This is a genomic window from Ruminococcus sp. 1001136sp1 (assembly GCF_039841815.1).
GTDB classification, from domain to species: Bacteria; Bacillota; Clostridia; order Lachnospirales; family Lachnospiraceae; genus Blautia_A; species Blautia_A faecis.
In genome coordinates this window covers 88,993-115,493 of the sequence record NZ_JBDPGY010000003.1, presented here as the reverse complement: position 1 = coordinate 115,493, position 26,501 = coordinate 88,993, and the positions used below count along the sequence as shown (strand labels likewise).

The 26,501-nt window shown below is 43.3% G+C and carries 29 protein-coding genes and 2 pseudogenes; 3 read left to right on the top strand and 28 right to left on the bottom strand.

Annotated elements, in window-relative coordinates:
• Window positions 1-5: 5 nt before the first annotated feature.
• Window positions 6-365: an Asp23/Gls24 family envelope stress response protein gene (locus ABHC48_RS03960; protein ID WP_117851829.1), complete on the bottom strand. Its 360-nt coding sequence runs from the start codon at window positions 363-365 to the stop codon at window positions 6-8.
• Window positions 366-577: 212 nt separating this feature from the next.
• Here ABHC48_RS03960 and rpmB point away from each other — a divergent pair, with 212 nt between their 5' ends.
• Complete coding sequence (gene rpmB, locus ABHC48_RS03955) at window positions 578-763, top strand: 50S ribosomal protein L28 (protein ID WP_118578056.1); 186 nt, start codon at window positions 578-580, stop codon at window positions 761-763.
• Between the two features lie 234 nt (window positions 764-997).
• Here the strand turns inward: rpmB and ABHC48_RS03950 are convergent, their stop codons facing one another.
• The 5 genes and pseudogenes from ABHC48_RS03950 to ABHC48_RS03930 all read right to left on the bottom strand — a co-directional run.
• A complete protein-coding gene (locus tag ABHC48_RS03950) occupies window positions 998-1,135 on the bottom strand; it encodes a hypothetical protein (protein WP_173715983.1) in 138 nt (45 codons plus the stop codon).
• A gap of 122 nt (window positions 1,136-1,257) precedes the next feature.
• Window positions 1,258-1,635 (bottom strand): GerW family sporulation protein, encoded by a 378-nt coding sequence (locus ABHC48_RS03945; RefSeq protein WP_195699207.1) that lies wholly within the window; start codon window positions 1,633-1,635, stop codon window positions 1,258-1,260.
• A gap of 2 nt (window positions 1,636-1,637) precedes the next feature.
• Window positions 1,638-2,804 (bottom strand): DUF2953 domain-containing protein, encoded by a 1,167-nt coding sequence (locus ABHC48_RS03940; protein WP_195699208.1) that lies wholly within the window; start codon window positions 2,802-2,804, stop codon window positions 1,638-1,640.
• 4 nt (window positions 2,805-2,808) lie between these two features.
• Window positions 2,809-3,120, bottom strand: a complete 312-nt coding sequence (locus ABHC48_RS03935; RefSeq protein WP_148462001.1) for a hypothetical protein — start codon at window positions 3,118-3,120, stop codon at window positions 2,809-2,811.
• 167 nt (window positions 3,121-3,287) lie between these two features.
• Window positions 3,288-3,389, bottom strand: a pseudogene (locus tag ABHC48_RS03930) (DUF6783 domain-containing protein); the annotation flags it as partial.
• Between ABHC48_RS03930 and ABHC48_RS03925 the strand changes: the two are divergent.
• Window positions 3,366-3,449, top strand: a pseudogene (locus ABHC48_RS03925) (DUF6783 domain-containing protein); the annotation flags it as partial. The pseudogenes ABHC48_RS03930 and ABHC48_RS03925 overlap by 24 nt on opposite strands.
• 73 nt (window positions 3,450-3,522) lie before the next feature.
• Here the strand turns inward: ABHC48_RS03925 and ABHC48_RS03920 are convergent.
• The 18 genes from ABHC48_RS03920 to ABHC48_RS03835 all read right to left on the bottom strand — a co-directional run bounded on the left by ABHC48_RS03920 (window position 3,523) and on the right by ABHC48_RS03835 (window position 22,359).
• Entirely contained in the window at window positions 3,523-3,978 is a 456-nt protein-coding gene (locus tag ABHC48_RS03920; protein ID WP_021925514.1) for an NUDIX domain-containing protein, read from the bottom strand.
• A 96-nt stretch (window positions 3,979-4,074) separates the two neighbouring features.
• Window positions 4,075-5,556, bottom strand: coding sequence for a penicillin-binding transpeptidase domain-containing protein (locus ABHC48_RS03915; protein ID WP_173715982.1), 1,482 nt, complete (start codon window positions 5,554-5,556; stop codon window positions 4,075-4,077).
• Window positions 5,480-6,853, bottom strand: a complete 1,374-nt coding sequence (locus tag ABHC48_RS03910; protein WP_118578052.1) for an FtsW/RodA/SpoVE family cell cycle protein — start codon at window positions 6,851-6,853, stop codon at window positions 5,480-5,482. The genes ABHC48_RS03915 and ABHC48_RS03910 overlap by 77 nt, the downstream gene beginning before the upstream one ends.
• 6 nt (window positions 6,854-6,859) lie before the next feature.
• Window positions 6,860-9,067 (bottom strand): U32 family peptidase, encoded by a 2,208-nt coding sequence (locus ABHC48_RS03905; RefSeq protein ID WP_243284475.1) that lies wholly within the window; start codon window positions 9,065-9,067, stop codon window positions 6,860-6,862.
• Window positions 9,068-9,239: 172 nt separating this feature from the next.
• Window positions 9,240-9,647, bottom strand: coding sequence for a cell division protein ZapA (locus tag ABHC48_RS03900; RefSeq protein WP_021925518.1), 408 nt, complete (start codon window positions 9,645-9,647; stop codon window positions 9,240-9,242).
• A gap of 277 nt (window positions 9,648-9,924) precedes the next feature.
• Window positions 9,925-10,926, bottom strand: a complete 1,002-nt coding sequence (gene ruvB, locus ABHC48_RS03895; RefSeq protein WP_173715981.1) for a Holliday junction branch migration DNA helicase RuvB — start codon at window positions 10,924-10,926, stop codon at window positions 9,925-9,927.
• Between the two features lie 88 nt (window positions 10,927-11,014).
• Window positions 11,015-11,629 (bottom strand): Holliday junction branch migration protein RuvA, encoded by a 615-nt coding sequence (gene ruvA, locus ABHC48_RS03890; RefSeq protein WP_195699209.1) that lies wholly within the window; start codon window positions 11,627-11,629, stop codon window positions 11,015-11,017.
• A gap of 254 nt (window positions 11,630-11,883) precedes the next feature.
• Window positions 11,884-13,005 carry a YibE/F family protein gene (locus tag ABHC48_RS03885; RefSeq protein WP_195699210.1) on the bottom strand — a complete coding sequence of 374 codons (1,122 nt, stop codon included), beginning with the start codon at window positions 13,003-13,005 and terminating at the stop codon, window positions 11,884-11,886.
• On the bottom strand, window positions 13,006-14,544 hold the full coding sequence (locus tag ABHC48_RS03880; RefSeq protein ID WP_173773322.1) for an alkaline phosphatase: 1,539 nt from the start codon (window positions 14,542-14,544) through the stop codon (window positions 13,006-13,008).
• 193 nt (window positions 14,545-14,737) lie between these two features.
• On the bottom strand, window positions 14,738-16,024 hold the full coding sequence (locus ABHC48_RS03875) for a putative ABC transporter permease (protein ID WP_195699211.1): 1,287 nt from the start codon (window positions 16,022-16,024) through the stop codon (window positions 14,738-14,740).
• A gap of 20 nt (window positions 16,025-16,044) precedes the next feature.
• Entirely contained in the window at window positions 16,045-16,281 is a 237-nt protein-coding gene (locus tag ABHC48_RS03870; RefSeq protein ID WP_306467702.1) for a DUF6783 domain-containing protein, read from the bottom strand.
• Between the two features lie 53 nt (window positions 16,282-16,334).
• Window positions 16,335-17,132: an RnfABCDGE type electron transport complex subunit B gene (locus tag ABHC48_RS03865; RefSeq protein WP_173772320.1), complete on the bottom strand. Its 798-nt coding sequence runs from the start codon at window positions 17,130-17,132 to the stop codon at window positions 16,335-16,337.
• Window positions 17,133-17,144: 12 nt separating this feature from the next.
• Window positions 17,145-17,720 carry an electron transport complex subunit RsxA gene (gene rsxA / locus ABHC48_RS03860; protein WP_021925525.1) on the bottom strand — a complete coding sequence of 192 codons (576 nt, stop codon included), beginning with the start codon at window positions 17,718-17,720 and terminating at the stop codon, window positions 17,145-17,147.
• Window positions 17,721-17,726: 6 nt separating this feature from the next.
• Window positions 17,727-18,437, bottom strand: a complete 711-nt coding sequence (locus ABHC48_RS03855; protein WP_118578047.1) for an electron transport complex subunit E — start codon at window positions 18,435-18,437, stop codon at window positions 17,727-17,729.
• Window positions 18,434-19,048, bottom strand: a complete 615-nt coding sequence (locus tag ABHC48_RS03850; protein ID WP_118578046.1) for an RnfABCDGE type electron transport complex subunit G — start codon at window positions 19,046-19,048, stop codon at window positions 18,434-18,436. Before ABHC48_RS03850 ends, ABHC48_RS03855 begins: the two co-directional genes overlap by 4 nt.
• Window positions 19,045-20,025: an RnfABCDGE type electron transport complex subunit D gene (locus ABHC48_RS03845; protein ID WP_195699212.1), complete on the bottom strand. Its 981-nt coding sequence runs from the start codon at window positions 20,023-20,025 to the stop codon at window positions 19,045-19,047. Before ABHC48_RS03845 ends, ABHC48_RS03850 begins: the two co-directional genes overlap by 4 nt.
• A 17-nt stretch (window positions 20,026-20,042) precedes the next feature.
• Window positions 20,043-21,368, bottom strand: coding sequence for an electron transport complex subunit RsxC (rsxC, locus tag ABHC48_RS03840; RefSeq protein WP_270413763.1), 1,326 nt, complete (start codon window positions 21,366-21,368; stop codon window positions 20,043-20,045).
• A 100-nt stretch (window positions 21,369-21,468) separates the two neighbouring features.
• Complete coding sequence (locus ABHC48_RS03835) at window positions 21,469-22,359, bottom strand: hypothetical protein (protein WP_195699214.1); 891 nt, start codon at window positions 22,357-22,359, stop codon at window positions 21,469-21,471.
• Window positions 22,360-22,491: 132 nt separating this feature from the next.
• Here ABHC48_RS03835 and ABHC48_RS03830 point away from each other — a divergent pair, with 132 nt between their 5' ends.
• The gene (locus tag ABHC48_RS03830) at window positions 22,492-23,514 is read left to right on the top strand and encodes a ribonuclease H-like domain-containing protein (RefSeq protein ID WP_243284476.1); all 1,023 of its coding nucleotides are present in this window, start codon (window positions 22,492-22,494) and stop codon (window positions 23,512-23,514) included.
• 72 nt (window positions 23,515-23,586) lie between these two features.
• Here ABHC48_RS03830 and ABHC48_RS03825 read toward each other — a convergent pair whose 3' ends face one another.
• The 4 genes from ABHC48_RS03825 to cmk form a co-directional block, all read right to left on the bottom strand.
• Window positions 23,587-23,637 (bottom strand): hypothetical protein, encoded by a 51-nt coding sequence (locus tag ABHC48_RS03825; RefSeq protein ID WP_334285597.1) that lies wholly within the window; start codon window positions 23,635-23,637, stop codon window positions 23,587-23,589.
• Window positions 23,638-23,897: 260 nt separating this feature from the next.
• Window positions 23,898-24,977: a 30S ribosomal protein S1 gene (gene rpsA / locus ABHC48_RS03820; protein ID WP_118578042.1), complete on the bottom strand. Its 1,080-nt coding sequence runs from the start codon at window positions 24,975-24,977 to the stop codon at window positions 23,898-23,900.
• Window positions 24,958-25,827, bottom strand: a complete 870-nt coding sequence (gene ispH / locus ABHC48_RS03815) for a 4-hydroxy-3-methylbut-2-enyl diphosphate reductase (protein WP_272066918.1) — start codon at window positions 25,825-25,827, stop codon at window positions 24,958-24,960. Before ispH ends, rpsA begins: the two co-directional genes overlap by 20 nt.
• Before the next feature lie 2 nt (window positions 25,828-25,829).
• The gene (cmk, locus tag ABHC48_RS03810) at window positions 25,830-26,498 is read right to left on the bottom strand and encodes a (d)CMP kinase (protein WP_173715971.1); all 669 of its coding nucleotides are present in this window, start codon (window positions 26,496-26,498) and stop codon (window positions 25,830-25,832) included.
• Window positions 26,499-26,501 lie beyond the last annotated feature (3 nt).

The following is a 26,501-nucleotide window of genomic DNA, read 5'->3' as shown; positions in this document are numbered from 1 at the left end:
TAATCCTAATCTATTGCACGAACACCTTCTACGTAAATGTTGATCTTCTCAATCTCCATTCCTGTAAAAGCCTCGACTTTATATTTCACATTGTTTACAAGATTATCTGCAATAGTGCTGATATTCACACCGTACGCCACGATTACATGAAAATCAAGGCGAATCTTATTATCTTCTGTGATCTTAACATTTATACCATGCTGTAAGGAATCTCTCCTGAGCAGCTTTACAAGGCCGTCCTTCATGCTGACAGCGGCCATACCGATAATACCAAAACATTCTACTGCAACGCTTCCTGCATAAGTCGCGATTACATCCGTATCAATAATGATCTGGCCAAGGCCGGAATCTATACGTCCCTTCATATGGTTTACCTCCATTAATTTGATTTTCAAAATGTATATACCATATTATACCCTTTTTTCATTCATAACACAATGTCCAATTTTAGCACGCATCCACGCAAATAGCAAATTTATTTTAAATTGTTTTAAAATTTTCCTTTTTTTGCTTGCAAAATGTTTTTCCATCTGTTAGAATATGAACTGTTGAAAAAAAGCGTCAAGGAGGTGCTATCATGGCTAAATGCGCAATTTGTGAAAAAGGTGCTCATTTCGGAAATAATGTGAGTCATTCCCATAGAAGATCCAATAAGATGTGGAAATCAAACGTGAAATCCGTTAAGGTTAAAACTGAAGGCGGAGCTAAGAAAATGTACGTATGTACTTCCTGCTTAAGATCCGGAAACGTTGAAAGAGCCTAAGAAACACCTGCCCTCACAGTTTTGTGGGGGCTATTTTTTTGTTTCCCGAATAAGTATTTTCTAAGTGTGGTTGAAAATCATTCCCGCAAAGTATGGCGCACATTTTGCAGAAGGCCTTTTTCAACAAACTCCAGAGCAGCTTCTCCCAGACAGAAATTATTTTAATAAAAAGGATAGTTACATAAAATGTAAATGGGTATGAAAGGATTCGCTGATAATCTTTTCATACCCATTTTATTTACAAAATAAATGATAGCCACACAGCATACACAAAGCTGCTGCAATCAGAAGTGCGGTGGTCTCGGAGACAAGCAAGCCGATCACCATTCCAAGTCCAATGAAAAACAGCATAAAACCAAGAGCTTTTCCCATAATTCATACAGCCTTGCCTCTTTGGTTTAGTATATTTTATGCTGAAATGCCACATCTGAACACATTAACTTCTAAAATAACCGCCTGCAGCTTTTATAATCAGTTACTCGATCAGACACGATCTAGTTCTCTTCAGAATCTACAGTTTCATCCACGCTGTTATCTCCGCCAGGTGCGAAGCGGTTTACAAAGTCAGGAACCATATCCAGAACTTTAGTAAGACCATCCTGGTTCTTTACGTTTACAAGCTTGGTGGTACCATTCTGGATTACCAGAACTGCGCATGGGGTCATCTTTCCGGCGAGACCTCCGCCGCCATTGTTCTTTTTATCACCTGCAAATGCACCAGCGCCTACACCAAAGGATACATCCACCAGGGGAAGTATAATGGTGTCTCCTACATGGATCGCATCTCCTACCACTGTCTTCGCAGATACAAATCCATCCATTCCCTTAAACAGGGAGCTTACGGTTTCTTTAAAGTTGTTTTCGTTTTCCATTTCTAGTCCTCCTTATGCTTCCATCGGTTGATAACGTATTTTATATTTTTATTGAAGTAAATCTCTATTGCTGCCTTGATAAGCACAATGCCATAAATACGACCTTTCAGAAATACATTTCCAGTCAGCTGGTTCTCTCCATCAAAAAGCGGATTCACCTGAATCCTGTTCTTGTGAAATGGAAAGGTCATACCAAGCACTGCCAGAACTGTCCCGGTAATGGCCGGATCATCGCATCCAAAAGTAACATCACCTTCCAATTTCGTTGGAAGTACATGATGGAGCAGACCTTTTGCATCTTTCCATATAAGAGAAATTGCAGCCTTGGTCCGTTCATTGGTAAGAAATTCTTTCCACCAGCCAAGCTTATCTGTGATTCCTGAAATTGTTTTCTTTATATTTTTAATTTTCTCAATTATACCTTTAATTATTGAAATAACCTTATTCCACAGATTACCCGGGAATCGGATTATTTTGCTTAGTATTTCCCAAATACGCGTAATTAAGCCGGACTTTGAAGCAGATTTGATATTTTCTTCCTGCTTCTCTGCTGATGGCTTCCCTGTCTGCGGTTCTGCTGTATTATTTTCCAACAGCACCGCCTCAGTTTTTGGTGCATGATCTTGAAAATTCTCTGCTGCATGTGCTTCAGGCTGAGATGCTTTCTTCTCAGTTTCTATGCGAGACTCTGCCATCTGCTTAGTTTTCTCTTCAGCAACAGCATTACTCACATTCGACTCTTCACCAGAAGCTTCTTTTACATCTGGCTTTTTTGTTCTGTTCTCCTGAGATATTCCCTTCGTTTGCGCAGATTTCTTTTTCCTCTTCTTTGCCTTACTCCTGGAGGTTTGGCTGACGGAGTTCTTTCTTCTGCCGCCTTTTAGCTTCTTAAGCCAGCCTTTTATAGTTTCTAATGAAACTCCAAAAAACAGAACCACCAGCTTTCCTTCTCCATTATGAAAGCAAAACCTGACGCCTATGACGTGGAACAGCCAGGTAATTCTGGCTTCCAGTTCTGTCTCCTTGAAGCTGCCGGTCTCCTTCACAGCCCTCGCCTGGTAGCGTACCGGGCAGAACAACAGAAGAAGCACTGCCAGAAGCGCAAGTCCCAGCAGGATTCCCAGTATGATCAATATAAACTTTATGAGGATCCACAGTATATGTAACATGCGCTCACCTGTTCTTAAAATATTCTTTTACCTGAAATGCACCTGTCTCCCCGTAAATATTCTTCACAATATCTACTGCCAGATCAATGGCTTCGTCTTTTCCCTTCGCCATACCAACAATCTCAGGACATCTGGCATAATAGCTCTTCTGGATCAGCATGTAGGACGGTACAATTTCAAGAAGATTTCCCGGATTCTCAGACAATGTGACCAGATAAACACCAAAAGCCACCCTGCCTGCGTCAATCCTCCTCCGTGCTTTTGCCGCGTCTTTGATTCCTTCTCCCACATAATAGTCTTCTCGCCATTTCAGCATATTCGGCACAACTCTCCTTTGTTATTACTGCTTGACATACACCTTTTGTTATATTAATGATTCCCTTCTCTGGAAATTTTAAACATTTTGCAACTATTCCGCAAAGCATTTCTTGTGAACCTCGTTCACAGAACGAACCTGTCAGATGCTAGAGCGTGTTTGAAAAATCATTCCCTAAAGCGTGTTTGAAAAAGGCTTTCTGCAAGATGTGCGTCACAATTTGTGGGCGATCTTGTCCGGAGGAGGGCGCCGTAGCGGGCTACGGCAACCGAATTCGGGCAAAATATACCGCAAAGTGGGGCGTGCAGATTGCGGGAATGCTTTTTTAAACAGGCTCTAGCAACATTATCATATAATAAAGGCTGCGTAAATCAGCTACGCAGCCTTTATTCTCCCCATGAATCAGAAATATTTCTGCTGCCTGTCCCATAATCCGGCACTTCGCAGTTCCAGATATTCCTGGTACGCCTTCTCAACGATCTGCTTCTCGTTTGCAAAACGAAGCAGATGGTAAATCTCGTGAAACTTGTAATACCCGGAGTCCACGAAAAATTCCTCTCTTTGAGGCTTGCTATGATAATTATCCGCCGTCATAAGATACCAGTGTACCTCTTTATTGACCATGTCTTCCGGCACTGTGAAATTGTACTGGCTCTTGCCTACATACTTCACAATGGAAGCTCTGACATCAGCTTCCTCCTTCACTTCCCGCAATGCGGTCTGCTCATGAGTCTCTCCTGGCTCTACGGTTCCTTTCGGTAAAACCCAGCCTTCGTAACGGTTTTTGTAAGATTTATATAGTGCAAGAATCTTACCTCGATGAATTACCACACCGCCACAGCTCGTTGCTTCTATCATGCTGCAATCCTCCTGTAATGCGTGTGTTTTCTAAACTGTATATAGTATACCTCTTTTTCAGAAAACTGGCAACAGGGAATATCATATAGATTGCTGTTAGCTGGCGTGATAAGCATCAAAAATCTGTCCCGCAATCGGAACTGCTGCCTCACTGCCGGAACCGCCATTCTCCACGATCACGGCAACCACCAGATCCGGATCATCCACATTGGAATAGCCGATAAACCAGGAATGGCTGTGTCCTTCCTCGTCAAACTCTGCGGAACCAGTCTTACCTGCTACTGTATAGCTTCTGCCGGAAAGTGCGGAAGCTGTACCGGAATCAACCACCTGTTTCATTAATTTGCCAAGAAGATTGGCCTCATTGGAACTCATCAGCCGTTTATAAGCTACCGGTTCTGTCTTTTTTACTGAATCGCCATTGTCATTTACCACCTCGTCAATAAGATAAGGTTTCATCAGAACACCGTCATTTGCAATGGCACAGGTGATCAATGCCATATGCATAGGAGACACAAGAGTATTGCCTTGTCCAATGGCAGTCTGCATGATCAGAGGCGTTACGGAATCTGCATCAAGGGAAAAGCTGCTGGTTCTGTAGGAGTTCAGAGGCAGACTCTTGTTAAACAGAAGATTCTCCGCAGTCTCGCGAAGAGACGCACCCCCAAGACCAACTCCAATATCTGCAAATGCACAGTTACAGGAATTTGCAAATGCAGAATAGAAATTCTCCTGCCCGTGAACTGTATTGTGATAACAGTGGATCGTGTGATCCTGCAAGGTGATACTTCCCTCACAGAGATAATTGTATCCCTCAAAAGTTCCTTTTTTGCGGAAATAGTCAAGTGCAGTCACAACCTTGAAGGTGGAACCTGGCGGATATGCACCATTTGTGGCTCTGTTCAGAAGACTGCTGTCATTCTCGTCGTTTACCAGATAGTCCCAATTATCCCCAATGGTATTGGGATCAAAATCAGGCTTGCTCACTTCTACAAGCCTTTTTCCGGTAGATGGTTCCATTACCACAACAGCCCCTCTTCTGTCACCCAATGCATTGTATGCAATGCTCTGAAGATTGGCATTCAGGGTAGATACAACCGTATCTCCTGTATTCTTCTCATTAAGGAACTGATTCTTCATCTGCGTCAGAAAAAAGGAATGGGAAGTCAGAAGGGTAAAGTTCGCCTCTGATTCCAGACCGCTTTTTCCATTGGTATCATAACCCACAACATGGGAGAACATATTGGAATATGGATAATTACGTGTCTCAGTTCCATCCTCACTTACATTGGTCTGCGCCAAAATCTGTCCGTCAGAAGACAGGATCTTACCTCGTACTACACGGTCGGAAAAGGAATCCTGTCTGGTATTGTAAGGGCTGTTAATAAAATCATCGCTTTTAAAGCCATCGAAATAAATCAGATACCCGATCATACTGATAAAAATAATCCCAAAGAAGATGGAAACAAAGGTATATTCTTTATTTCTGGCTTTGCGCTTTTTAGTAATCTCTTTCTTCCGCTGCCTCAACAGCTCTCTGTCTCGCTCTCTTTGCTGCCTCTCGTCGATGTCTCTCAATTTCTTCGTCCTCGTCCTCTCTATAAATATACAAGCCCTGGATGATAGCGATCATCAAAATCATACACATAATGGAACTTCCTCCATAGCTGACCAGAGGAAGAGTCACACCTGTCATAGGTATGAATTTGGTAGCACCTCCAATGGTAAGGAACACCTGAAACGCATATTCCGCACCAAGACCAATGGCGATCAGTTTATAAAATGGATTCTTGATCTGCAGGGCAATCTCCACGATAGTAAGGAAAAAGCTCATACACACAAAGATCAGGCAGATGGCAAAAATCCCGCCAAGCTCCTCGCAGATCGCACTGAAAATAAAGTCGTTTTTTACAACCGGAATTTTCTCCGGAGAGCCCTGGCAAAGTCCCATTCCAAACCATCCGCCTGTACCAATGGCAAACAGGGACTGTACAATCTGGTATCCTTCATTCTGATAAACTGCCATAGGATCTTTCCACGCACTGACACGCTGCCTTACATGACCAAACAGGTGATATGCCACTACAGCGCCTGCTGTACCGCCTGCAATTCCAATGCAAAGGTATGCCGGCTTCCTGGTTGATACATAGATCAGCACCAGATAAGCTGCAAAAAAGATTACAGCGCTTCCAAGATCTCTTGAAAGCACCAGGATTCCCACATGGAGACCTGCCACAACAGTAGCCAGCACAACTTTCTTAAAAGTTACCTCTCTTGCCAGAAGGGATGCCATAAAGAACACAAAGGTGAGCTTGATCACCTCGGAAGGCTGGATTCCCATCAGAGAAAGCTTGGCGCCGTAGCTTGTCTGTGCCAGAACAAGAACTGCTCCAAGAAGAACAATCCCAAGCCCTGCATACACCCAGGTAAGATCCTTGAGAAATTTCATCTTGCGGATCATAACCGGGATCACCAGCGCCACTGCACTTCCGCACGCAACGATCAAAAGCTGCTTATTGGCAGAGGCAATATCCAGCCTGCACAGCATTATAAATCCAACGCTTAAAAGCATGCACATGTTATTTAAAAGCAGCATAGACGCATTTTTATAAATTCTGCGGTATAAAATAAGGATCGCAGCAAAATATATCATCATTTCTGCATAGAAGATGACAACCTTAAAATCAAAGGTTTTCAGAAAAATCACAACAAATGCGGTAAAATCCAGAAAAAAGGTTAAGGTGATCTGACTTCTTAAAAGTCCTTTCCTGTCTGAAGCGTGTTTCCCGACAACAAGGTAGTAGCACAAAACTGTGTACACGATCATCAGTGTCAGGATCACATATTTGGATAATTCAACAACAATATTAATCATACGCCTTTACTCGGCTCCTCTTTTAAAATGACCTTTTGTAAACTCATATTCGTGAGATACCCGGCTGCCATGATATGCGGCCACAAAGTCTTCCACGATCCGTTCTGTTTCTTCCCTGCTTTCTATGGTAAAAGCCAGTCTTACAGATGAAACACCAAGCTCTTTCACCCTGTCAGCTTCCTTCAAAAGACCGTATGGCAGACTGTTATAGATGATATTATAACACGACTCTGCCGCCTTTGTATTTCCCATTTTCCATGGACGACAATAACAGACTACAGGAAATTCCTTGTCATAACGGTCTTTCAGAACAAGCCTCTCCTCCTGTCCATTGCAGCCGAAAGTATTCTTTCGTACACACTGGGCGCTGTGCATAAGAGGCAGACGGCCGTAGACAATCATCTCGCTGCCTGCATTTTCTCTGTGGCGAAGTTCCTTCTCATTCAGCTCCAGGGGAACTGTATTTCGAAGGATTCCCTGATCTTTCCAGAAACGAATGGCTTCATCATTCCAGGTATACAGGGAGTGATCCAGCACACACTTGTCTGCCAGTCCCATCTGTACCAGTGCACTGTAGGACTCCAGATTCCGCACAAGAAATCCGCTCAGCCCTGCTTCCAGCCACTTTTTCACCTGCTCCATATAGCCTTCCGGTGGATTTTCTCTTGTAATGTGAGGAAGAGAAAGATACATTTCTTTTCCATTGTCAAGACCTGTCTGCAAATGTTTCTCTATTAATGCGTAAGGAAGATAAATACCCTGGATTCCATCTTTTTGGCAGAGGACTTCAGAAGCCTCCTCGCTTTCACAGGACATGTAAACCGGAATGTATTCCTCTTTTTTGCGGGGAACATTATCACAGGCCGCAATCGCACTGATTTTTGCCGGCATCTCCTCCGCAATTCTCTTAACCCGCTCGTCTCCCACGTTTCGCCTGTATTTTTGTAAAAGCTTCTCCTTCAGATCCTCTAATGCCTGATGCCGCGCTTCATTTAAAATCTTCATGGGAACAAAAACGGAATCTTCCATATAAATTTCCAGTTTTTCCCATATAAATGAGGTGTTTCCCAGCTTGTCCATCTGCTGACGCACCCGCTCTTCCGTTACCGGCTGGCTCTTTGCGTATTGTACTTCTCCAACACATTCATATGCATCTTCCCCCTGACAGGAAACATGAAGAAGAACCGGAGAACCGGGGACAAGGTGAAGTTCGCCTGTAATTTTCTCTTTCAGCTGCTTCGTTTCCAGAAAAACTTCCCCCGTTTTTTTCTCATTTGTAAATGCCATCATCTGAGGACCATTTCCCATCTGATAGTAGCCTGTACAGGAACCGCCTCTATTAAACAGATCCAGAAGATATTTTTTATCTTTTTCTGTCACGTGATAATTCGCAGGTCCTTTTTCAAAAAGAAAATCCAGATATTTCCGATACATACCGGTAACGCCAGCAGTGTAAGCCGGCTGCTTCATTCTGCCCTCTATTTTCAGAGAGGTAACTCCCGCTTCTATAATTTCAGGTAAAATTTCAATGGTACAGATATCTTTCAGGCTTAACGGGCAGAATTCTCCTTTTCCATACTCTTTTGCCCTGAAATTCTTCACCTGGTATGGCAGACGGCAAGGCTGGGCACAACGACCTCTGTTTCCGCTTCTGCCTCCCAAAAGACTGCTCATCAGACATTGTCCTGAATAGCTGTAGCAAAGTGCTCCATGGACAAAAGCCTCTATCTCAATTGGGCAGGCTTCATGCATACGGGAAAGTTCCTGAAGGGAAAGTTCTCTTGCAGCTACCACCCGGGTCGCCCCCTGATCTGCCAGGAATTTCATTCCTTCCGGACCAGTTACAGTCATCTGCGTGCTGGCATGAAGGTGAAGTTTCGGAAATTCTTTTTTCAAAAGGGAAAATACTCCCATATCCTGGACGATCACTGCATCCAGGCCTGCATTGTAGTATGGTTCCAGATAGGAAACCAGTTCTTCTTTTAATTCTCTATTTTTTAACAGGGTATTGACCGTAAGATACAGCTTCTTACCATGAATATGCGCCACATCAATGGCGCGAAGAAGCTCTTCTTCGTTAAAATTCTGGGCATATGCTCTGGCTCCGAACATTGCACCGCCTACATACACAGCGTCCGCACCTGCTCCAAGTGCAGCTTCAAAGCCTTCGTAGGAACCGGCAGGAGCCAGCAATTCTATGTTATTAGGATTCAAAGTTTGTCCTCCAATTTTTATGAGAATTTAAGGTTTCTTCAATGAAAACAGCCTCCACAATTCACAGCTTTTTCCTTTATGTATAGCAGGCCTAAATCTGCAAATTGCGAAAACGTTTTTTACACACTTTGATAAAGGAAAAGAGGAATCACCTAAGCAATCCCTCCTGCTATTATTTCAGCATTTCATCCAGTTCTTTTTCCAGTTCTTTTACTTTACCCTCCAGGAGATTCTTCTCGTCAAGGGCTTCCTGTTCATTCTTCTGTGCCTCTTCAATCTGCATACGAAGAGAAATAAGCTCATGCTTCAGATCATACATCTCCTGATCCTTCTGCTGCAGATCAAGTTCATAAGTCTCCACCTGCTTCTTCGCCTTGAAGTAATCGTCGGTAATGTTCAGGCTGAGAAGCATATGCTTGGTCTCCATAGGCTGTCTGCCGTATCCTGGCACAGTCTCCAGCTCTCCTATCTTCTTATTCATATATGATGCAACCTGCTGGAAATATTCCTCTGATTCATATCCTCCAAGGGTAATGATCTTACCCCCGATGATCACCTGTGCTGTATTCTTGACCGCCATTCGTTCAAGCCTCCTGTATCTTTATACTACCAGCTTCTCCTTACACTGTTACCCCCAAATAATCCGCTGCTTTTCTTCTATAGACAGTAACCGTATCGCGGAATATTAGCAGAAAACAGCAACTTCATATTGTTACTGTTCACTCTGTGACCAGCAACACAATATGCTCGGAAAAACCAGTCTGTTTATTATCTTTTCGTATTACAATTTATGTAAGCACTCCTATTATAATCGAAAAATGTTGAAAAGTATAGGATTTTTTACAAAAGTTTATCTTTTATATTTCCGGAACAGGAAAACCAAGGTGTTCGTAAGCAAGTGCGGAGGCCATCCGCCCTCTCGGGGTGCGGTTCAGAAAGCCATTTTTCAGAAGGTACGGCTCATACACATCTTCTAAAGTACCGGAATCTTCACCGATGGCTGCTGCCAAAGTGTCAAGTCCAACAGGGCCGCCTTTGAAATTTACAATAAGAGTAGTCAGGATCTGGCGGTCCAGTTTGTCCAGACCATATTGATCTACCTCCAAAAGGTTCAAAGCAAAACATGCTACATCGTAAGTGATCCTTCCGTCATATTTCACCTGGGCAAAATCACGGACACGCTTTAACAGACGGTTTGCAAGACGGGGCGTTCCCCGGGAGCGCATGGCGATCTCTCCGGCACCTTTCACGTCAATTTCTACTCCAAGTACCTGGGCAGAGCGCATGATAATTGTGGTTAGTTCCTTCTTACTGTAAAATTCCAGATGATGAATCACACCAAAACGGTCACGGAGCGGCGCAGAAAGGAGCCCGGCTCTGGTGGTAGCACCTACAAGGGTAAATTTCGGCAAATCCAGTCGGATCGACCTGGCGGAAGCGCCCTTCCCGATCATAATATCAATGGCGAAATCCTCCATGGCAGGGTAAAGCACCTCTTCCACCTGTCTGTTCAGGCGATGGATCTCGTCCACAAAAAGAATATCCCCTTCCTGAAGATTATTCAGAATCGCCGCCATTTCTCCAGGCTTCTCAATTGCAGGGCCGGAAGTCACTTTCATATGCACACCCATTTCATTGGCAATAATGCCGGAAAGGGTAGTTTTTCCAAGTCCCGGAGGGCCATAGAAAAGGACATGGTCCAGGGAATCGTGACGCTGTTTGGCAGCTTCAATATATACTTTTAAGGTATTTTTGGTTTTTTCCTGGCCAATATACTCGTCCAGGGTCTGTGGGCGAAGATTCCCTTCCAGAGAAAAATCCTCTTCCATAACATCAGTGGTTATGATACGATTGTCCATTTTTTACCTCTTGAAATTAGTGTTTGCATTTATATACCGGGATGCATTTCATTCACGATAGCACCCTTTGCGAAAAAATTTATGGAATCTAAAAATTCTTCAATGCAGCTTTCAGGATTCCTTCTACATCCGTCGGCTCCACATCTGTCACCTTGCGCACTGCGCGGAGGGCATCTGTACTGCTGTAGCCAAGTGCCACCAGTGCTTCTACTGCTTCCTGTCTGGCATCTGTCATTCCTGCTCCAGCTGCATCTGTAGTAGCCTGAGCCTGTTCATTGGCAAGCTTCTGCTCAAAGGCTTCTTCCAGACTGAGCTTATCCTTCAGCTCCAGGATCAGCTTCTGGGCTGTTTTTTTACCGATTCCAGGGGCTTTTGACAAAGTTTTCACATCATCGGAAAGAACAGCAAAGCGAAGCTCATCTGCAGTGATTCCTGCCAGAACTCCCAGAGCAGCTTTCGGTCCAACTCCGTTTACACCAAGAAGAAGTTTAAACACCTGTAAATCATCTTTATTGAAAAATCCATAGAGAACCATTGCATCTTCTCTTACCTGAAAATAAGTATGAAGCTTCACTTCCTGTCCAATGTGCAGCTGTGCCAGAGCGTTTCCGGTCATATTTATTTCAAATCCGATGCAATTTGATTCTATGATTGCAGAATTCTCGGTAAGGTCTGCTACTGTTCCTCGGATGAATGAGATCATGGGGAGGACCTCCTGTTTTATCTATTGTAAAGAGTTATATTCGAAATTCTTTGTCATCATACCATATTCCACCGAAAAAAGCAAACATTCATTCGATTTTTTCAAAAAGGACGCGCCGGCAAGCGATATATTTTCTTTTCATAATAATAAAATACTCCTTTCAGTTGCAGGAAGGAAACTTGCGGGCCCTTATTTCCTTGTCCGAAAGGAGTATAGCACTTTAATTTTCAGAAAATAATAGTAAAAGTGTAGTATTATTTTTTCTTTGTAAGAAGCCAGGCACTTGTCAGGGCTGTAAAAGGGGCAACTGTCACAAGCCCGAAGCTTCCAACTACAGTATCCAGTAATTCAGCTGCAACATACTTGTAATTCATAATATTATCAATTGGTGTTCCCTGCGCCATAAACGTCATCAAAAGAGCAATATAACCGCCAGAATAAGCAAGAAGCAATGTGGTAGTCATAGTTCCCATTGCTGCTCTGCCAACATTCATTCCTGATCTGGCTGCTTCTTTCCATCCAATATTCGGCTTTTTACAAATTACTTCATTTACTGCCGAAGTAATATCAACGGACAGATCCATCATAGCACCTGATGCTCCGATAAAAATACCGCTCATATAAATCTGAGAAAGATTCAGATTCTGATAACCAGCGTACAAAAGACTTTCCGAATATGCCATAACTGCTCCGTGAATTTTAAAAGTATCTGTAAAAATACACCCCATAACACAAGTCACAAACACCCCCAGCAAAGCACCTGAAGATGCAGCCAGTGTTTTCCTGTCAAATCCGTACACCAAAAATATAATAAGAAGAGTAAGAAAGGCAGTCAACGCAATTCCCCACCATATTGGATTCGCACCTTTTAAATAAGCTGGTGTCAAAATTTTCCAGATTGCCAAAATTGTAATGAGAAACGAATATACTGCTCTTAAACCTGTTTTTCCTGCAAACCCGATTAAAAGCAAAACAAATAATCCAGCCAGAATAGCTTCTTTATCCAGACGATAATGGTCACTCATCATAATTGAAAGAATCTTATCTTTGCTATAACTGATTACTACATGGGCAACATCTCCTTTCTGAAATATTTTGTCCGCTTCCAAAGAGCCACTCAGCATATTTACTGCATCTGCAGTCTCATTTTTAAACTTTCCATCAAGTATTTTCACCTTACAATACTGCTCGCCTGACTGAATCAAGCCATTATTAATCACAGAGCTTTCATCTGTGGAAATCACCTTTGCTCTTACTCTGTCTGTTCCCTTATAAATAGCAGCATCCTCATAGCCCGTTGGAAGAACTATGAGGATGAGGATTAACAATATTGCTATTATAGAAACAGAACTTTTTTTAAGTCTGTCTCTTACCATTTATTTTACTCCTGTAATTGCAGCCACTTTATTGAAAATATCGGTATTGTCATAATAGCCTTCAAACTGCTCCTGTCCGGCTCCCATGGCAAATACTTCCACCGGAAGTCCTGTATGTGCATAAGATGCAAAATTAATGCCAGACTTGTTGTTCAGAATATGAGTAATTGTTACAGTAAGTGGTTCATAGCTTCCATACATCAGATATTCTTCCTGACCAAACTCTTCCTCTTCTCCTGTTCTGCTCATTGTTTCCTCATAAGCATTCTGAAGCTTCTGATACTCATAATCTGTCATTACAAGACTTCCCTTATCTTCTTCGCCTTCTGGGTGCACATCCTTGCTGTCAGCCTGATTTGAGGACTCTGTTGTACCAGTAGGTGCCTGCAGACCAAAGAGTTCTGTGATATCAGCCATTACTGTATCAAAATCAGTTTTGTTTTCTTTATATGCCGCTACATAATCAGAATCAAATTTTGCGTAAGAGATTTTCTGATTACTGATATTTGCAAGAAATGTATCATAGTCGGTGCCTGCAAATCCTATGGTAAGACCACCTGTCTCGTGATCACCTGTTACCAAAATCAAAGTTTCGTCTGGATGCTCGTTATAAAAATCAACAGCTTTTCCCACTGCCTCATCCATTGCAACAGTATCTGTAATAGTTGCAGCTGCATCATTTGCATGACAGGCCCAGTCAATTTTTCCTCCCTCAACCATCATGAAAAATCCAGTATCATTATCCAGAACTTCAATACCTTTTTTCACATAGTCAGAAAGACCCCATTCGCCATCTTCCAGATCCATATCATAGCTCATCGCATCGTCATCAGCAAGTGTCTCATCAATTACAATTGCTTTTCCATCTTCTGCAGTAAGATTTTCTGCCTCTGCTTTTGTCTTAATCACTTTATATCCAGCTTCCTGAGCAAGCTCATATAAATCTGTCTGGTCTCCCTCTGAACCAGTTGTTTTCTTAAGACCACCACCTGCAAAATAATCAAAATTACTTGCAATCAGTTCCTGACCAATTTCATAATAGTTATTTCGGGAAGCCTGATGAGCATAAAATGCAGCCGGTGTTGCATGATTTAAGTTTACGGAAGAAAGAATTCCAACCTTATAGCCAAGCTGTTTTTTTAATTTTTCAGCAATTGTCTCATAAGAAGTTTCCATCTTCTCATCCATATTGATTGTTCCACTGTAAGTCTTATGGCCTGTGGAAATGGAAGTAGCTGTAGAAGCGGAATCCGGACAGAATGAAGTGCTGTCATAGGTCTGCGCAGAGCCTGCTACCGGAAATTTCATCATATTCAGTTTGCTTTCACTTGTAAGAATATCATCTCCATCATCTTCAATTGCATTCAGATAATAGTTTGTTGTCTGAACCTGAGGATAACTCATTCCATCACCAATAAACAAGAAAATATATTTCGGAACTTTTGGTTCATCTGCTGCTGCACCCTGTGCCGGAACCGCACAAGCGGTCATTGCTGCTGCTAATAATAATGCGCTGATCTTTTTTGCTTTCATGTACATTTTCTCCTTCTTTTTCATAAAGCGATTAATTCGAACACGTATGATTTTATACATTATTTGTAAAATCCGCTGTTTTCCCCCTGTTAAATTCCGGCAAAAAATAAGCTGTCGGTGTAAAAAATCCTTTCACACTGACAGCATTATTATAACTTCTAGAATTTATATCAAGCAATTATTCGGTTAAAACAAGTCCTTAACCAACCTTCTTTGCCTTGGGATATACCTGCGCCATCCGCTCATCGTCAAAATGTTTGTCCACCCAGCTTTCAAAGCTGTTTTCCGCTTCTATGCCATTGCTTCTGGCATTATAACGCGCAAGTGCAGCACTGGATACGATTCCGTCAGCAAGCATAAATATAATAAGGAGCCAGGTAATGATTTTTCCAATTTTCACCGGAATCTTCTCGATCAGCCTGGAAACAGGCGGATAGAATATTTTAAACCATGCCACTGCTGCAAATCCCCAGAAGAAGCAATACAGAAGATTAATCCTGCCGCCAAGGTTAAATGGGATATCACTGTAATCCCAGAATACAGTTCCAAATACAATTTCTGTGAAAACACTGCAGATATATTCATAGGCACCACCAAGAAATGTACCCATCCAGAAAAGGAACTGCTGGGAGCGGTTTCTGTATTTATAGAGAAGGGCTGTAACCGCTGCAATGGCAAGTCCCCACACAATACTGAAATCTCCCCATACCACACTGCTGCGGCTCATCCAATATCCGGCTGTGATCCTGCAGAAAATAGTCTCTGTAATATCTCCAAGAAATGCGCCGATAAAAAACAGCAGTACGATTTTATAAAAGCTGCAGCCGTAGGCAAAAATCTCCGGATGTGCCTCTTCGCTCTCCGTGTGCTGCTTCTGAGGATAGGCTTTGGTAATTCGACGATTTACAACATCATCAATTTTTGCCCCAAGCTTCTTTGTTACAGAGTCAATATCCCGGTCAGCAGCAATCCATCTTTCAGGATTCTTGCTGTGCCCAAAAAGGATGGTCAGTGTGGCAATAGCATCCACTGCCAGAAACCCCAGCAAAACCAGTATGATAATTCTGCTTATAAGACCTGGGAGCATGCCATACAAGGACATGCAAAGCCCATTTCCGATTTTGATCACAAATACACCAAGAATACCCCAGACACAGGAGGTCGGCACACTGACATAGCCGTCCAGATTCCACTTGATCTTGCGGTAATCCCACCATCTTTCGTGATACCACATCTCAATTAAATGACCAGCGATCCATTCAAGCAGGGAAGCTACAATGGCACAGCCAAGAAACAGCCAGATGCCCGTCAGTTCTCTTGTAAATGCAGTAATGAAGAATCCGCCGAATCCATAGATCAGACAGAATGGTCCATTAATAATACCTCTGTTTGCGAATTTCTTCTGTTTCAGGGAAGCAAGGACTGTCTCAAGCACCCATCCTGCAAAGGAATAGATGAGAAACAGCCATAGTAATTTCCAGATCATATGCATGTCTCCTCTTTTGTTTATTGAAATATAAAAACGTTCCGGGAAAACCCGATTAGAATATCATAGCACAATAGAGCGTGTTTGAAAAAGGTTTTCTGCAAGATGTATGTCACAATAAAGGCGCCGTAACGGGCTACGACAACTGAATTCGGGCAAAATATACCGCGGGGTGGGGCGTGCAGATTGTGGGAATAATTTTTCAAACACGCTCTAACCCCAAGAATAAAGCCTGTATTCCAGCTGCTGGTTCTCATATAATTTACATTCTATGCCAACAGTCTGAAAATACAGGCTTTTCATTTTTATTTTATGCCTCCCGGATAACCCCTCTCGGACAGGCCTCCTTACATGCTCCGCATCCTGTACACTTCTCATAATCAATATGTGCACAGAAATCTTCCACGGTAATTGCACCGTTTGGACATGTTTTTTCGCACTTCTTACAGCCGATACAGCCAATCTCACAGGCATCCATCACCTGTTTGCCCTTATCATGGGAGCTGCAGTCCACAGCCACTTTCTGGTCGTACGGAATCAGCTCGATCAGATGTCTCGGACATTTGGCAACACATTTACCACAGGCTTTACATGCTTCTTTATCTACTACTGCAATGCCATCTACAATATGAATGGCATCAAATGGACAGACCTTTACGCAGCTACCAAAGCCACAGCAGCCATATGTACAGGTCTTTGCTCCGCCGTTTGGCACGAAAGGAAGCATCTCGCAGTCTTCCACTCCAGTGTAAATATACTCTTCTTTCGCTTTTTCACAGGTTCCGGAGCATTTTACATGAGCTACCTGACGGGCAGTCTCAACTGCCGCCTGTCCCATAATACCGGCAATTATTTTCCCAACAGGCTCGCCGCCTACCGGGCAACGGTTTACAGGCGCTTCACCTTTGGCAATTGCTGCTGCCAGACCATCACAGCCCGGATATCCGCAGCCACCACAGTTATTTCCAGGAAGAGCTTCTCTTATGGCAACTTCCTTCTCATCAATTTCAACAGCAAATTTTTTTCCGGCTGCTCCAAGAAAAACACCGATGAAGAGGCCTACTGCTGCAACCAGAATTGTTGCTGCTATAATCGCACTAATATTCATCCCGACGCCTCCTTAAATTAATCCTGAAAATCCGAAGAACGCAATCGCCATCAGTCCAGCTGTCAGAAGAACGGTTGGAAATCCCTGGAAAGCTTCCGGAATATCGTTGTAGGCAATTTTCTCACGGATTCCTGCCATCAGCACAATAGAAATGGAGAAACCAAATGCTGTTGCGAAACCGTTTACAGTGCCTTCCAGAATATTGTAATCCTTCTGCACGTTTGTAAGAGCCACACCAAGAACTGCGCAGTTTGTGGTGATCAGAGGCAGATACACGCCAAGTGCTTTGTAAAGAGAAGGCATACTTTTCTTCAGGAACATTTCTACGAACTGCACCAGTGCTGCAATGATCAGAATGAACACGATAGTCTGAAGGTAAGTCAGATCAAGCGGCTGAAGGATCAGCTTGTAGATCACACTTGTTACAAAGGAGGACAAGGTGATTACAAAAATAACCGCACCGCCCATACCAGCTGCCGTATCTGTAGTCTTGGAGACTCCAAGGAAAGGGCAAAGTCCCATGAACTGGCTCAGGACTACGTTATTTACCAGCGCAGAGCTTACAATGATCAGTAATAATTCTTTCATCTTCTCTTACCCCCTTTTTCCCGAACACATGGAATTTCCGCAGGAAGCACAGCCACCCTTGCAATCCGGATTGCTTGGATCGATGCCCCGTTTTGCAGCACCAATCTTGAATTTGTTCTGAAGCGCAGATAAAAATGCAAGGACAAAAAATGCGCCAGGTGCAAGAATAAAGATGGTTACCGGCTCATAGCCCATTTTTCCTGCTGCAGCGTCTGCAAGAGGAAGGATCTGTTTGCCGAAAATACTGCCGGCACCGATCAGCTCACGTACTGCTCCGATGCAGGTGATGCTTAAAGTAAATCCAAGTCCCATTCCAATACCATCAAAAAGTGAGGGAATTGGTTTGTTCTTGGATGCATAAGCCTCTGCTCTTCCCAGGATGATACAGTTTACAACGATCAGCGGAATGTAAATTCCAAGGGAAGAATACAAAAACGGGATAAAGCCCTGGAGAAGCATCTGCACAATTGTTACAAAGGATGCTACAACAACAATGTAAGCAGGCATACGCACACTGTCCGGAATAAAATTACGGAGCAGGGAGATCATCAGGTTGGATGCTGCCAGAATCACCGTTGTGGTAAGTCCCATTCCGATACCATTGATTGCAGATGTGGTGATGGCCAGTGTTGGACACATACCAAGCATCAGCACAAAAGTAGGATTTTCTTTGATAATACCATTTATCAGTCGTTCAGATGGTGTATTCTTTTTCATTTCTGGCTGCCCCCTTTCTCATAACGGAATGCGGCAAGTCCTGCATTGACGCCATTTGTCATGGCATTTGTGGTAATTGTCGCACCACTTAAAGCATCGATCTCATCATCAGAGGTGGCACCAGTTTTTGTATAGGTAAATTTCTCTACGTTCTTATCCTTGAACTGATTTTTAAAATCATCTGTAGTTGCACGCATACCAAGACCAGCGGTCTCACTGATGGATAAAATGGAAATTCCGTTCAGAGTTCCATCATCCTGAACGCCCATGGCAAACTGAATGTCCCCGCCATAGCCTTCTGAGGTTGTTACGGTAAAGGCATAGCCAAGTTCATTTCCCTGGTCATCCTTTGCCAGCATGACTTCATCAATATTCTGAGCTTTGAAACCGTTTTCATCCAGATAGCTTTCCAGATCCGTATCCTCACCGCTTGTAACTGTCTCGAAGCTGGCTGCATCAGCAAATACTGCCTTATATGCCTCTTCTTTCTCTTTCGCCTGCTGGCTTGCAATCGGACCTGCTGTAATATCGTTTACAAGACCAAGAAGCAGCCCGGAAACCAGTGTGATCACGGTCAGCGCAAGAGTATCTTTTACGATCTTATTTTTCATTTCTTCGCGCCTCCTTTTCCAAAAGCAACCGGACGGGTGAAACGCTCAATCTGAGGTACCAGCAGGTTGCAGAAAATAATCGCATAGGAAACGCCCTCTGCGGAAGCTCCGAAAATACGGAAAATTCCGGTAAGAACACCAAGACAGACGCCATATACATACTGCCCCTTTGGTGTAATGGGGCTTGTAACGTAGTCCGTCGCCATAAACCATGCACCAAGCATAAGACCACCACCACAGAGATGGGTGAGCAGATAATTTACATCAAAGCCTTTGCCGGAAGCGAGCATGTAGATGATCACAAATACTGCAAAGCTGCCGATATAGGTCAGCGGAATTCTGGCGCTGATCACTTTGTAGCAAAGCAGGATTGCTGCACCGATCAGGATGGCAATTACAGAAGTCTCTCCGATGGTTCCCTGGATATTACCAAAAATCAGATTCTTAACCGGAACGGAGGAGCCTGCCACAAAGCCATGGTCACGAAGAGCGGCCAGAGGAGTGGCGCCTGTCACACCGTCAACTGCACCTTTAAAGCTGTCTGATACAGAAAAATCTGTCATCTTGCCGGCAAAGGAAATCATAAGGAAACAGCGGGCTGCCAGGGCCGGATTTATAAAGTTCTGTCCAAGACCGCCAAAAAGCTGTTTTACCACAATAATTGCAAAAATACTGCCGAGCACCGGGATCCAGAGCGGAATTCCTGCCGGCATATTCAGGCCGATAAGAAGTCCGGTTACCACTGCACTGAAATCCTTCACAGTGTTCTTTTTGTGCATAAAATGATCATATAACCACTCTGCAAGCGCTGCTGAACCGGTGGATACCACCAGAACGGCAAGAGCCTTTAATCCATGATTATAAATTCCCATAAGGGCAGCAGGCAAAAGCGCTATGACAACCAACTGCATGATTTTTGCAGTGGTCATCCTTGCCCGGACATGGGGATTAGATGATACATTAAACATTTGTTCCATTTGTTTCTTCCCCCTTATTATTTCTTCTTCCTGCTTGCCAGAACCATTTTACGCATGGACTTAATGCTCTGGGTCAGCGGACGTTTGGCCGGACAGATGTAACTGCAGCAGCCGCATTCACAGCATTCCATTCCATCAAACTTCTGGAAGCTCTCCATATCGCCGCGCTGTGCAAAAGTCGCAAGTCTTGCCGGAATAACATGTCCGGGACAGACACTTACACAGCGTCCGCAGTTAATGCAGGCTGTCTCTTCCTCTTTCGCATCTGATACCGGGTCACTCTGCATACACAGAAGGGAAGAAGAGGTCTTCACACATGGTACATGAAGATCATACATAGCAAATCCCATCATAGGACCGCCGGAAATCACCTTACCGGCATGCTCCTTCAGGCCACCGGCTGCGTCAATCAGTTCGGCCATATCCGTTCCTGTACAGACTTCAAAATGTGCCGGACGGTTGATGCCCTTACCAGTTACTGTGAAAATCCGCTTCATGATCGGTCTTCCAAGTGCCACTGCGTCATAAATACTGCATATTGTTTCAACATTATCTACAATACATCCGGCATCTGCTGGAAGCATGGATGAGTTGATTTCTCTTCCTGTCACTGCATAGATCAGGGTACGCTCACCACCCTGGGGATATTTGGTCATCAGTTCTTTTACTTCGATATTCGGGACTCCGGCAGCCAGTTCTTTCATTCTGGCAATACAATCCGGCTTATTGTCCTCAATGCAGATACAACCCTTTGCATTTGGAAAAAGTCCGACTACGATTTTCAGTCCTTTCACAACCTTCTCCGGCTGATCCATCATGCGCCTGTAATCACTTGTAAGATAGGGCTCACATTCTGCACCGTTCACCAATATGTATTCAATCTTGTCAGGCTCCTTGGGGGAAAGCTTCACATGTGTGGGGAAGCCTGCACCACCAAGACCTACTACACCGCCATCGCGAATCCTTCCGATAATCTCCTCACGGGTAAGCGAAGCCGGATCTGCCGGGTGGAATTCCACCTCTTCATACAGTCCATCATTCTCCACTATAATGGAATCTACCATACTTCCGGTAGCTGTCAGACGTTTCTCGATGCCTTTCACCGTACCGGATACAGAAGCATGAACAGGGGCAGATACAAATCCGCCTGCTTCTGCGATCATCTGGCCTGCAAGCACGTGGTCCCCCTTTGCAACCACAGGCTTCGCCGGAGCACCAATGTGCTGGGACAATGGATACGCCAGATCTGCCTTAGGGAGATATTTCTCCACCGGGCAGTCCTTTGACATTTCTTTCCCCTCGAAGGGGTGTACGCCTCCTTTAAAAGTTAATCGCACTAATATTCACCGCCTTTATATTATTGATCACTGACTCTTTTGTCTGCAGCAACCTGATTTATTGTCTGTTTGATTTATATTATTAATATCACTTTTGTCTGAGTATTTATTCAGCGTCTTTATTTTTCCTGCCAAATCCATATTTCTTATGGAGCTTATATCCACGGTTCAGATTTGGATATGCCTTTACAAAACGCTGCATGTTGTGGCTGACCTTTCCAGCCATAGCCTCTTTACGCTTCTGAAGCTCTTCAGAGATATCTGACATCATAGCAGTTCTCTTCTCTTCCAGTTCCTTGATCAGTGCAACATCATCAAGGCGTCCCAGCTTATTCTCTAACTGTTTCTTGATTCTATCTCTGGAAAGTCCGCTGCTCTCCTCCAGATTCTCCATCTTCTCACGCGCCTGTACAAGCAGTTCTGCACGCATCTGATCCAGTGCCTGCTCCCATGCAGGAATACGCTCGTGCAAATGGAAAGCGGCAGCTGCAGAAAAAGCAAAATCCACAATGTAAACGACTGTAATTACACAGACAGCCACCTCTCCAGTTCTTCTGGTATACAATTCTGTAAATTCCTGAACTACCGGATGAAGCACTCTGAAAAGCCCAACGGTAAACACCCCCCATCCAAGGGAACAGCCCAGACAGATACGTCCCTGGAAATTAAACTTGTTATCACTGTAATCCCACCAGGATGTGTGGAAAATATTCTCCATCAACACTGCTGTCACATATTCCAGTGCAGTGGCGACTACAACTCCACCCACAAATAAAAGAAGCAGATTATCACTGATGGGAAAAAGAATCAAGTATACAGCAAGAGCTCCACAGCCATATATGGTACACAGGGGACCATTTATAAATCCTCTGTTTATCAATTTGCCCTTTCGCACAGACACGTAGCAGGTTTCCCAAAGCCAGCCAAGAAAACTGTATATGTAAAACCAATTGGCAATGTGATAGAAATCCACTCCATTAATTGCTAAATCCCACATAGGTTTCTCCTTTTCTTTATATATTCTGACTATTCTATACATTCTACTATACCGCATTTTGTAAAAAAATTCACTACCTAAAAATAAAAAAATTGTGTATAATTAAATACAATCCATGAAAGGAGTATAAACATGCTGATTGTTAAAAAAATGCCGATTTTACAAGGTTTTCCGGACTTTGAGACTGTTAAAAATTTATCTGGAAATGCTGCTGAGGATGTCAATTTTTCACCATTATTTTATGATATTGAAACCACTGGATTGGGACGAAATTCATCTTTTTTATATTTAATTGGTGCAGTTTGCTATGAATCTGGTTCCTGGCAGCTATATCAGTGGCTTGCACCCGATTTCCGGGAAGAAAAAGCATTATTGGAGGTTTTTTCAGAATTTATAAAAAATTTCAGCTGTACCATCCAATACAATGGAGATTCTTTTGATCAGCCTTACCTTCAGGCTCGTTATAAATTCTATGAGCTACCAGATCCTTTTGAGGGGATTTCTTCTTTTGACCTGTATAAAGTGCTTCGCCCTCTGAAGGGATTTTTAAAGCTCCCAGGGTTAAAGCAGGAACAGATGGAAGCCTTTCTAGGAGAACAGAAGCGCATTTACTGTAATGGCGGGGAATGCATTAAAATCTATAAAAAATATATGGCACACCAGGAGCAGACAGACCTGGATACGGTTATGGGACACAATATGGAAGATCTTCTCGGACTTGGAGATGTGTTTAAGATGACGAGGTATCTTGCGCTCAGGGATGGTGCATTTACTGTTCGCGGAACTGATTTTGACGGGGACAATCTGATTTTGCAGATAACCCCCCATTACAGCCTGCCCGCTTCCTTTTCTAACGGCACAGAAGAATTCTATATTACAGGTCAGGACAACCTGGTAAGCCTCCTTGTAAAGCCTTTAAATGGCCGTATCCGCCAATATTACAGTGATTACAAAAGTTATGATTATCTGCCCGGAGAGGACATGGCAGTCCCTAAATCTATTAGCAAATTTATGGAAAAAGGACTGAAAAAATCTGCTACAAGAGAGACCTGTTATACCTGGTTTCCATGCACAGAGGAATTTCTGGAAAATGAAGAAAAGCAAAAGCAATATTTAATACATACCCTGGAATATTTATTTTGGAAATTAAAATAAACTTTCAACCTATATTTCAAAATTCCCAAAACCTTTTTCAAACATACTCTAACTTCCAAAGCATATAAAATCTCACGTAAAAAAGGCATCATCCCCAGAGCGTATCTGAAAAATCATTCCCACAATCTGAACACCCCACTTGCGGGAGATTCACCCGAATTCGGTTGTCGTAGCTCGCTACGGCGCCTTCATCCGGACAAAATCTCCCGCAAATTGTGACGCACATCTTGCAGAAAGCCTTTTCCAGACACGCTCTAACAGACAATGTCTTTTTATCAACATCATATTCATGATATCAAAACTAACCGCCATTCACAAATCCTGTGAATGGCGGTTAGTTACATGGGATAAGAGAAATGCACAACACTTCCCTCTTGGTTAAATTATTCCTCTACAGACTCTTCCTCAGCCGGAGCCTCAAGAGCTTTCATGCTAAGGCTGATCTTCTTGTCTTCGCCATTGAAATCAACAACTTTAGCCTGGATTTCCTGTCCGATTGTAAGCACATCAGATGGTTTTGCAACGTGCTCTCTGGAAATCTGAGATACATGAAGAAGTGCATCTACGCCAGGTGCAAGCTCAACAAATGCACCGAAGTCTGTCATACGTGCAACTTTACCAGTTACTACGTTTCCAACAGCGAAATCCTCAGCAGCTGTAAGCCATGGATTCTCCTCTGGGAATTTCATTGTAAGAGCAATCTTCTCGCCCTTGATATCTTTGATCATAACCTTTACAGTCTCACCAACTGTGAAGACTTTCTTCGGGTTCTCTACTCTGCCCCAGGACATCTCAGAGATGTGAAGCAGTCCGTCAGCGCCGCCCAGATCGATGAATGCACCAAAATCTGTAACGTTCTTAACAACACCCTCTACTGTATCGCCAACATGGATACGCTCCATAAGCTCCTGCTGTTTCTTAGCTTTCTCAGCAACAAGAAGCTGTTTGCGGTTACCAATGATGCGACGTCTTCTTGGATTGAACTCTGTGATAACGAACTCAATCTCCTGATCAGCATATTTGCTGAGATCTTTCTCATATGTGTCGGAAACAAGGCTTGCAGGAATGAATACACGTGTCTCCTCAACGTTAACACATAATCCACCGTCAAGTACCTGAGTTACAGGAGCTTTTAATACTTCCTGATTCTCGAATGCTTCCTCAAGGCGTTTATTGCCTTTCTCTGCAGCAAGTCTCTTGTAGGTTAAGATAACCTGGCCTTCGCCATCGTTTACCTTAAGCACTTTGGCTTCCATGGAGTCACCTACATGTACAGCGTCTGTGAGTACTACGGAAGGATCATTGCTATATTCACTCTTGGTGATAATACCATCAGCTTTATAGCCAATATTCAGGATAATTTCATCTTCTTTCACATCGATGACCTTTCCCTGTACGATTTCTCCATTTCTGATTGTTTTTACGGAATCTTCCAGCATCTGTTCAAAACTTAATTCTGACATGTTCTTGAACCTCCTCAATAATTTTCTTTGGGGTTGAAGCCCCTGCTGTAATACCTACATAACTACTGCATTGGAACATATCTGAATCCAAGTCTACAGGTGTTTGTATATAGTAAGTATTTTCACATTCCTTTTTACATATTTCAAACAGCTTTTGAGTATTGGAACTATGTCGGCCTCCTACGACTAACATAGTGTCTACCTCTCCGGCTATGCTCTTTGCTTCTCTCTGCCGTTCTTCGGTAGCATTACAAATAGTGTTTAAAATATTAAGAATATTTAAAACAGTATTATCATACCTCTTTTTTGAAAGAATTTCAACTAAATCTTTAAATTTATTATAATTAAATGTTGTCTGAGACACAATACATATGTTTTTGTCAATCGGAAACACAAAATCCAGTGCATCCTGCTCGGTTCGAATTACCGTGTAAGGTCCCATGCACCAGCCGCAGATTCCTACCACTTCCGGATGATCCGGGTCTCCTATGATCACAATATGGGCGCCTGCCCTGCTCTCTTTCTCTACGATCCGGTGAATTTTCAGAACAAAGGGACAGGTTACATCCACATAGGAAAGTCCGTATTCTTCCAGATGGTCATAAACCTCTTTTCCCACACCATGTGAGCGGATCACAACCGTGCTGTCCTCAGGAAGTGTTCTCAGATCATCCTCAGATGCCACTCTGACCCCCTTCTTTTCCAGATCATTCACTACTTCTTCATTATGAATAATTGGACCCAGGGTAAAAAGCCTGTCAGGACAACTGCCGATTAGCTCGTAAACCTTGTCTACAGCACGCTGTACGCCAAAACAAAAGCCTGCTGTTTTCGCAACCTTCACTTCCATGGTTATTCCACCTTATCTTTGTAGATTCCGAGAATTGCAGCTACAACTTCGTCAATATTCATGAAAGAAGAATCTACAAGCACGGCATCTTCAGCCTGCCGGAGCGGGGAAATCTCTCTTGTCATATCCTGATGATCTCGGTTTTCAATGTCTTTCTTGATTTCTTCAAGATCAGCACCCTCGCCCTTGGCAAGATATTCATCATAACGCCTCTTAGCTCTGGTCTCCACGCTGGCAGTAAGATAAATCTTCACCTGTGCGTCCGGAAGAACTACAGTTCCAATATCCCTGCCATCCATTACAACATCGTTCTTTGCTGCCAGATTTCTCTGAAGATTGAGAAGATGTGCCCTTACCGCCGGGTTTGCAGATGTTTTGGATGCCATGTTTCCAACCTCTTCCGTACGGATATACTGATTTACATTCTCACCGTTAAGAATTACAACCTGCTCTCCATTTTCATATCGAATGGAAACCTCAGCGCTCTGACAGTTATCTGCAACTGCTTCCGCATCTGTTCCGTCAATTTCATTTCTCAGCAGATAAAGTGCTACGGCGCGGTACATAGCGCCTGTATCTACATAGATAAAAGACAGCTCCTTTGCCACTCTCTTTGCAATTGTGCTTTTGCCTGCTCCTGCCGGCCCGTCAATGGCAATGTTACATCCCATTTT

Coding starts and splice junctions, on each gene's coding strand:
- ABHC48_RS03945 (WP_195699207.1), bottom strand. CDS start 1,635: ATGGAAAACGAAAACAACTTTAAAGAAACCGTAAGCTCCCTGTTTAAG.
- ABHC48_RS03910 (WP_118578052.1), bottom strand. CDS start 6,853: ATGATTAATATTGTTGTTGAATTATCCAAATATGTGATCCTGACACTG.
- cmk (WP_173715971.1), bottom strand. CDS start 26,498: ATGGGATGTAACATTGCCATTGACGGGCCGGCAGGAGCAGGCAAAAGC.
- ABHC48_RS03875 (WP_195699211.1), bottom strand. CDS start 16,024: ATGATCTGGAAATTACTATGGCTGTTTCTCATCTATTCCTTTGCAGGA.
- ABHC48_RS03845 (WP_195699212.1), bottom strand. CDS start 20,025: ATGGAACAAATGTTTAATGTATCATCTAATCCCCATGTCCGGGCAAGG.
- rpsA (WP_118578042.1), bottom strand. CDS start 24,977: ATGTCAGAATTAAGTTTTGAACAGATGCTGGAAGATTCCGTAAAAACA.
- ABHC48_RS03960 (WP_117851829.1), bottom strand. CDS start 365: ATGAAGGGACGTATAGATTCCGGCCTTGGCCAGATCATTATTGATACG.
- ABHC48_RS03880 (WP_173773322.1), bottom strand. CDS start 14,544: ATGTACATGAAAGCAAAAAAGATCAGCGCATTATTATTAGCAGCAGCA.
- ABHC48_RS03870 (WP_306467702.1), bottom strand. CDS start 16,281: ATGAGAACCAGCAGCTGGAATACAGGCTTTATTCTTGGGGTTAGAGCG.
- ABHC48_RS03935 (WP_148462001.1), bottom strand. CDS start 3,120: ATGCTGAAATGGCGAGAAGACTATTATGTGGGAGAAGGAATCAAAGAC.
- rsxA (WP_021925525.1), bottom strand. CDS start 17,720: ATGAAAGAATTATTACTGATCATTGTAAGCTCTGCGCTGGTAAATAAC.
- ruvB (WP_173715981.1), bottom strand. CDS start 10,926: ATGGACAATCGTATCATAACCACTGATGTTATGGAAGAGGATTTTTCT.
- ABHC48_RS03835 (WP_195699214.1), bottom strand. CDS start 22,359: ATGTGGGATTTAGCAATTAATGGAGTGGATTTCTATCACATTGCCAAT.
- ispH (WP_272066918.1), bottom strand. CDS start 25,827: ATGGAAGTGAAGGTTGCGAAAACAGCAGGCTTTTGTTTTGGCGTACAG.
- ABHC48_RS03950 (WP_173715983.1), bottom strand. CDS start 1,135: ATGGGAAAAGCTCTTGGTTTTATGCTGTTTTTCATTGGACTTGGAATG.
- ruvA (WP_195699209.1), bottom strand. CDS start 11,629: ATGATCTCATTCATCCGAGGAACAGTAGCAGACCTTACCGAGAATTCT.
- ABHC48_RS03850 (WP_118578046.1), bottom strand. CDS start 19,048: ATGAAAAATAAGATCGTAAAAGATACTCTTGCGCTGACCGTGATCACA.
- ABHC48_RS03920 (WP_021925514.1), bottom strand. CDS start 3,978: ATGATAGAAGCAACGAGCTGTGGCGGTGTGGTAATTCATCGAGGTAAG.
- ABHC48_RS03885 (WP_195699210.1), bottom strand. CDS start 13,005: ATGGTAAGAGACAGACTTAAAAAAAGTTCTGTTTCTATAATAGCAATA.
- ABHC48_RS03865 (WP_173772320.1), bottom strand. CDS start 17,132: ATGAATATTAGTGCGATTATAGCAGCAACAATTCTGGTTGCAGCAGTA.
- rpmB (WP_118578056.1), top strand. CDS start 578: ATGGCTAAATGCGCAATTTGTGAAAAAGGTGCTCATTTCGGAAATAAT.
- ABHC48_RS03830 (WP_243284476.1), top strand. CDS start 22,492: ATGCTGATTGTTAAAAAAATGCCGATTTTACAAGGTTTTCCGGACTTT.
- ABHC48_RS03855 (WP_118578047.1), bottom strand. CDS start 18,437: ATGAAAAAGAATACACCATCTGAACGACTGATAAATGGTATTATCAAA.
- ABHC48_RS03900 (WP_021925518.1), bottom strand. CDS start 9,647: ATGGCGGTCAAGAATACAGCACAGGTGATCATCGGGGGTAAGATCATT.
- ABHC48_RS03940 (WP_195699208.1), bottom strand. CDS start 2,804: ATGTTACATATACTGTGGATCCTCATAAAGTTTATATTGATCATACTG.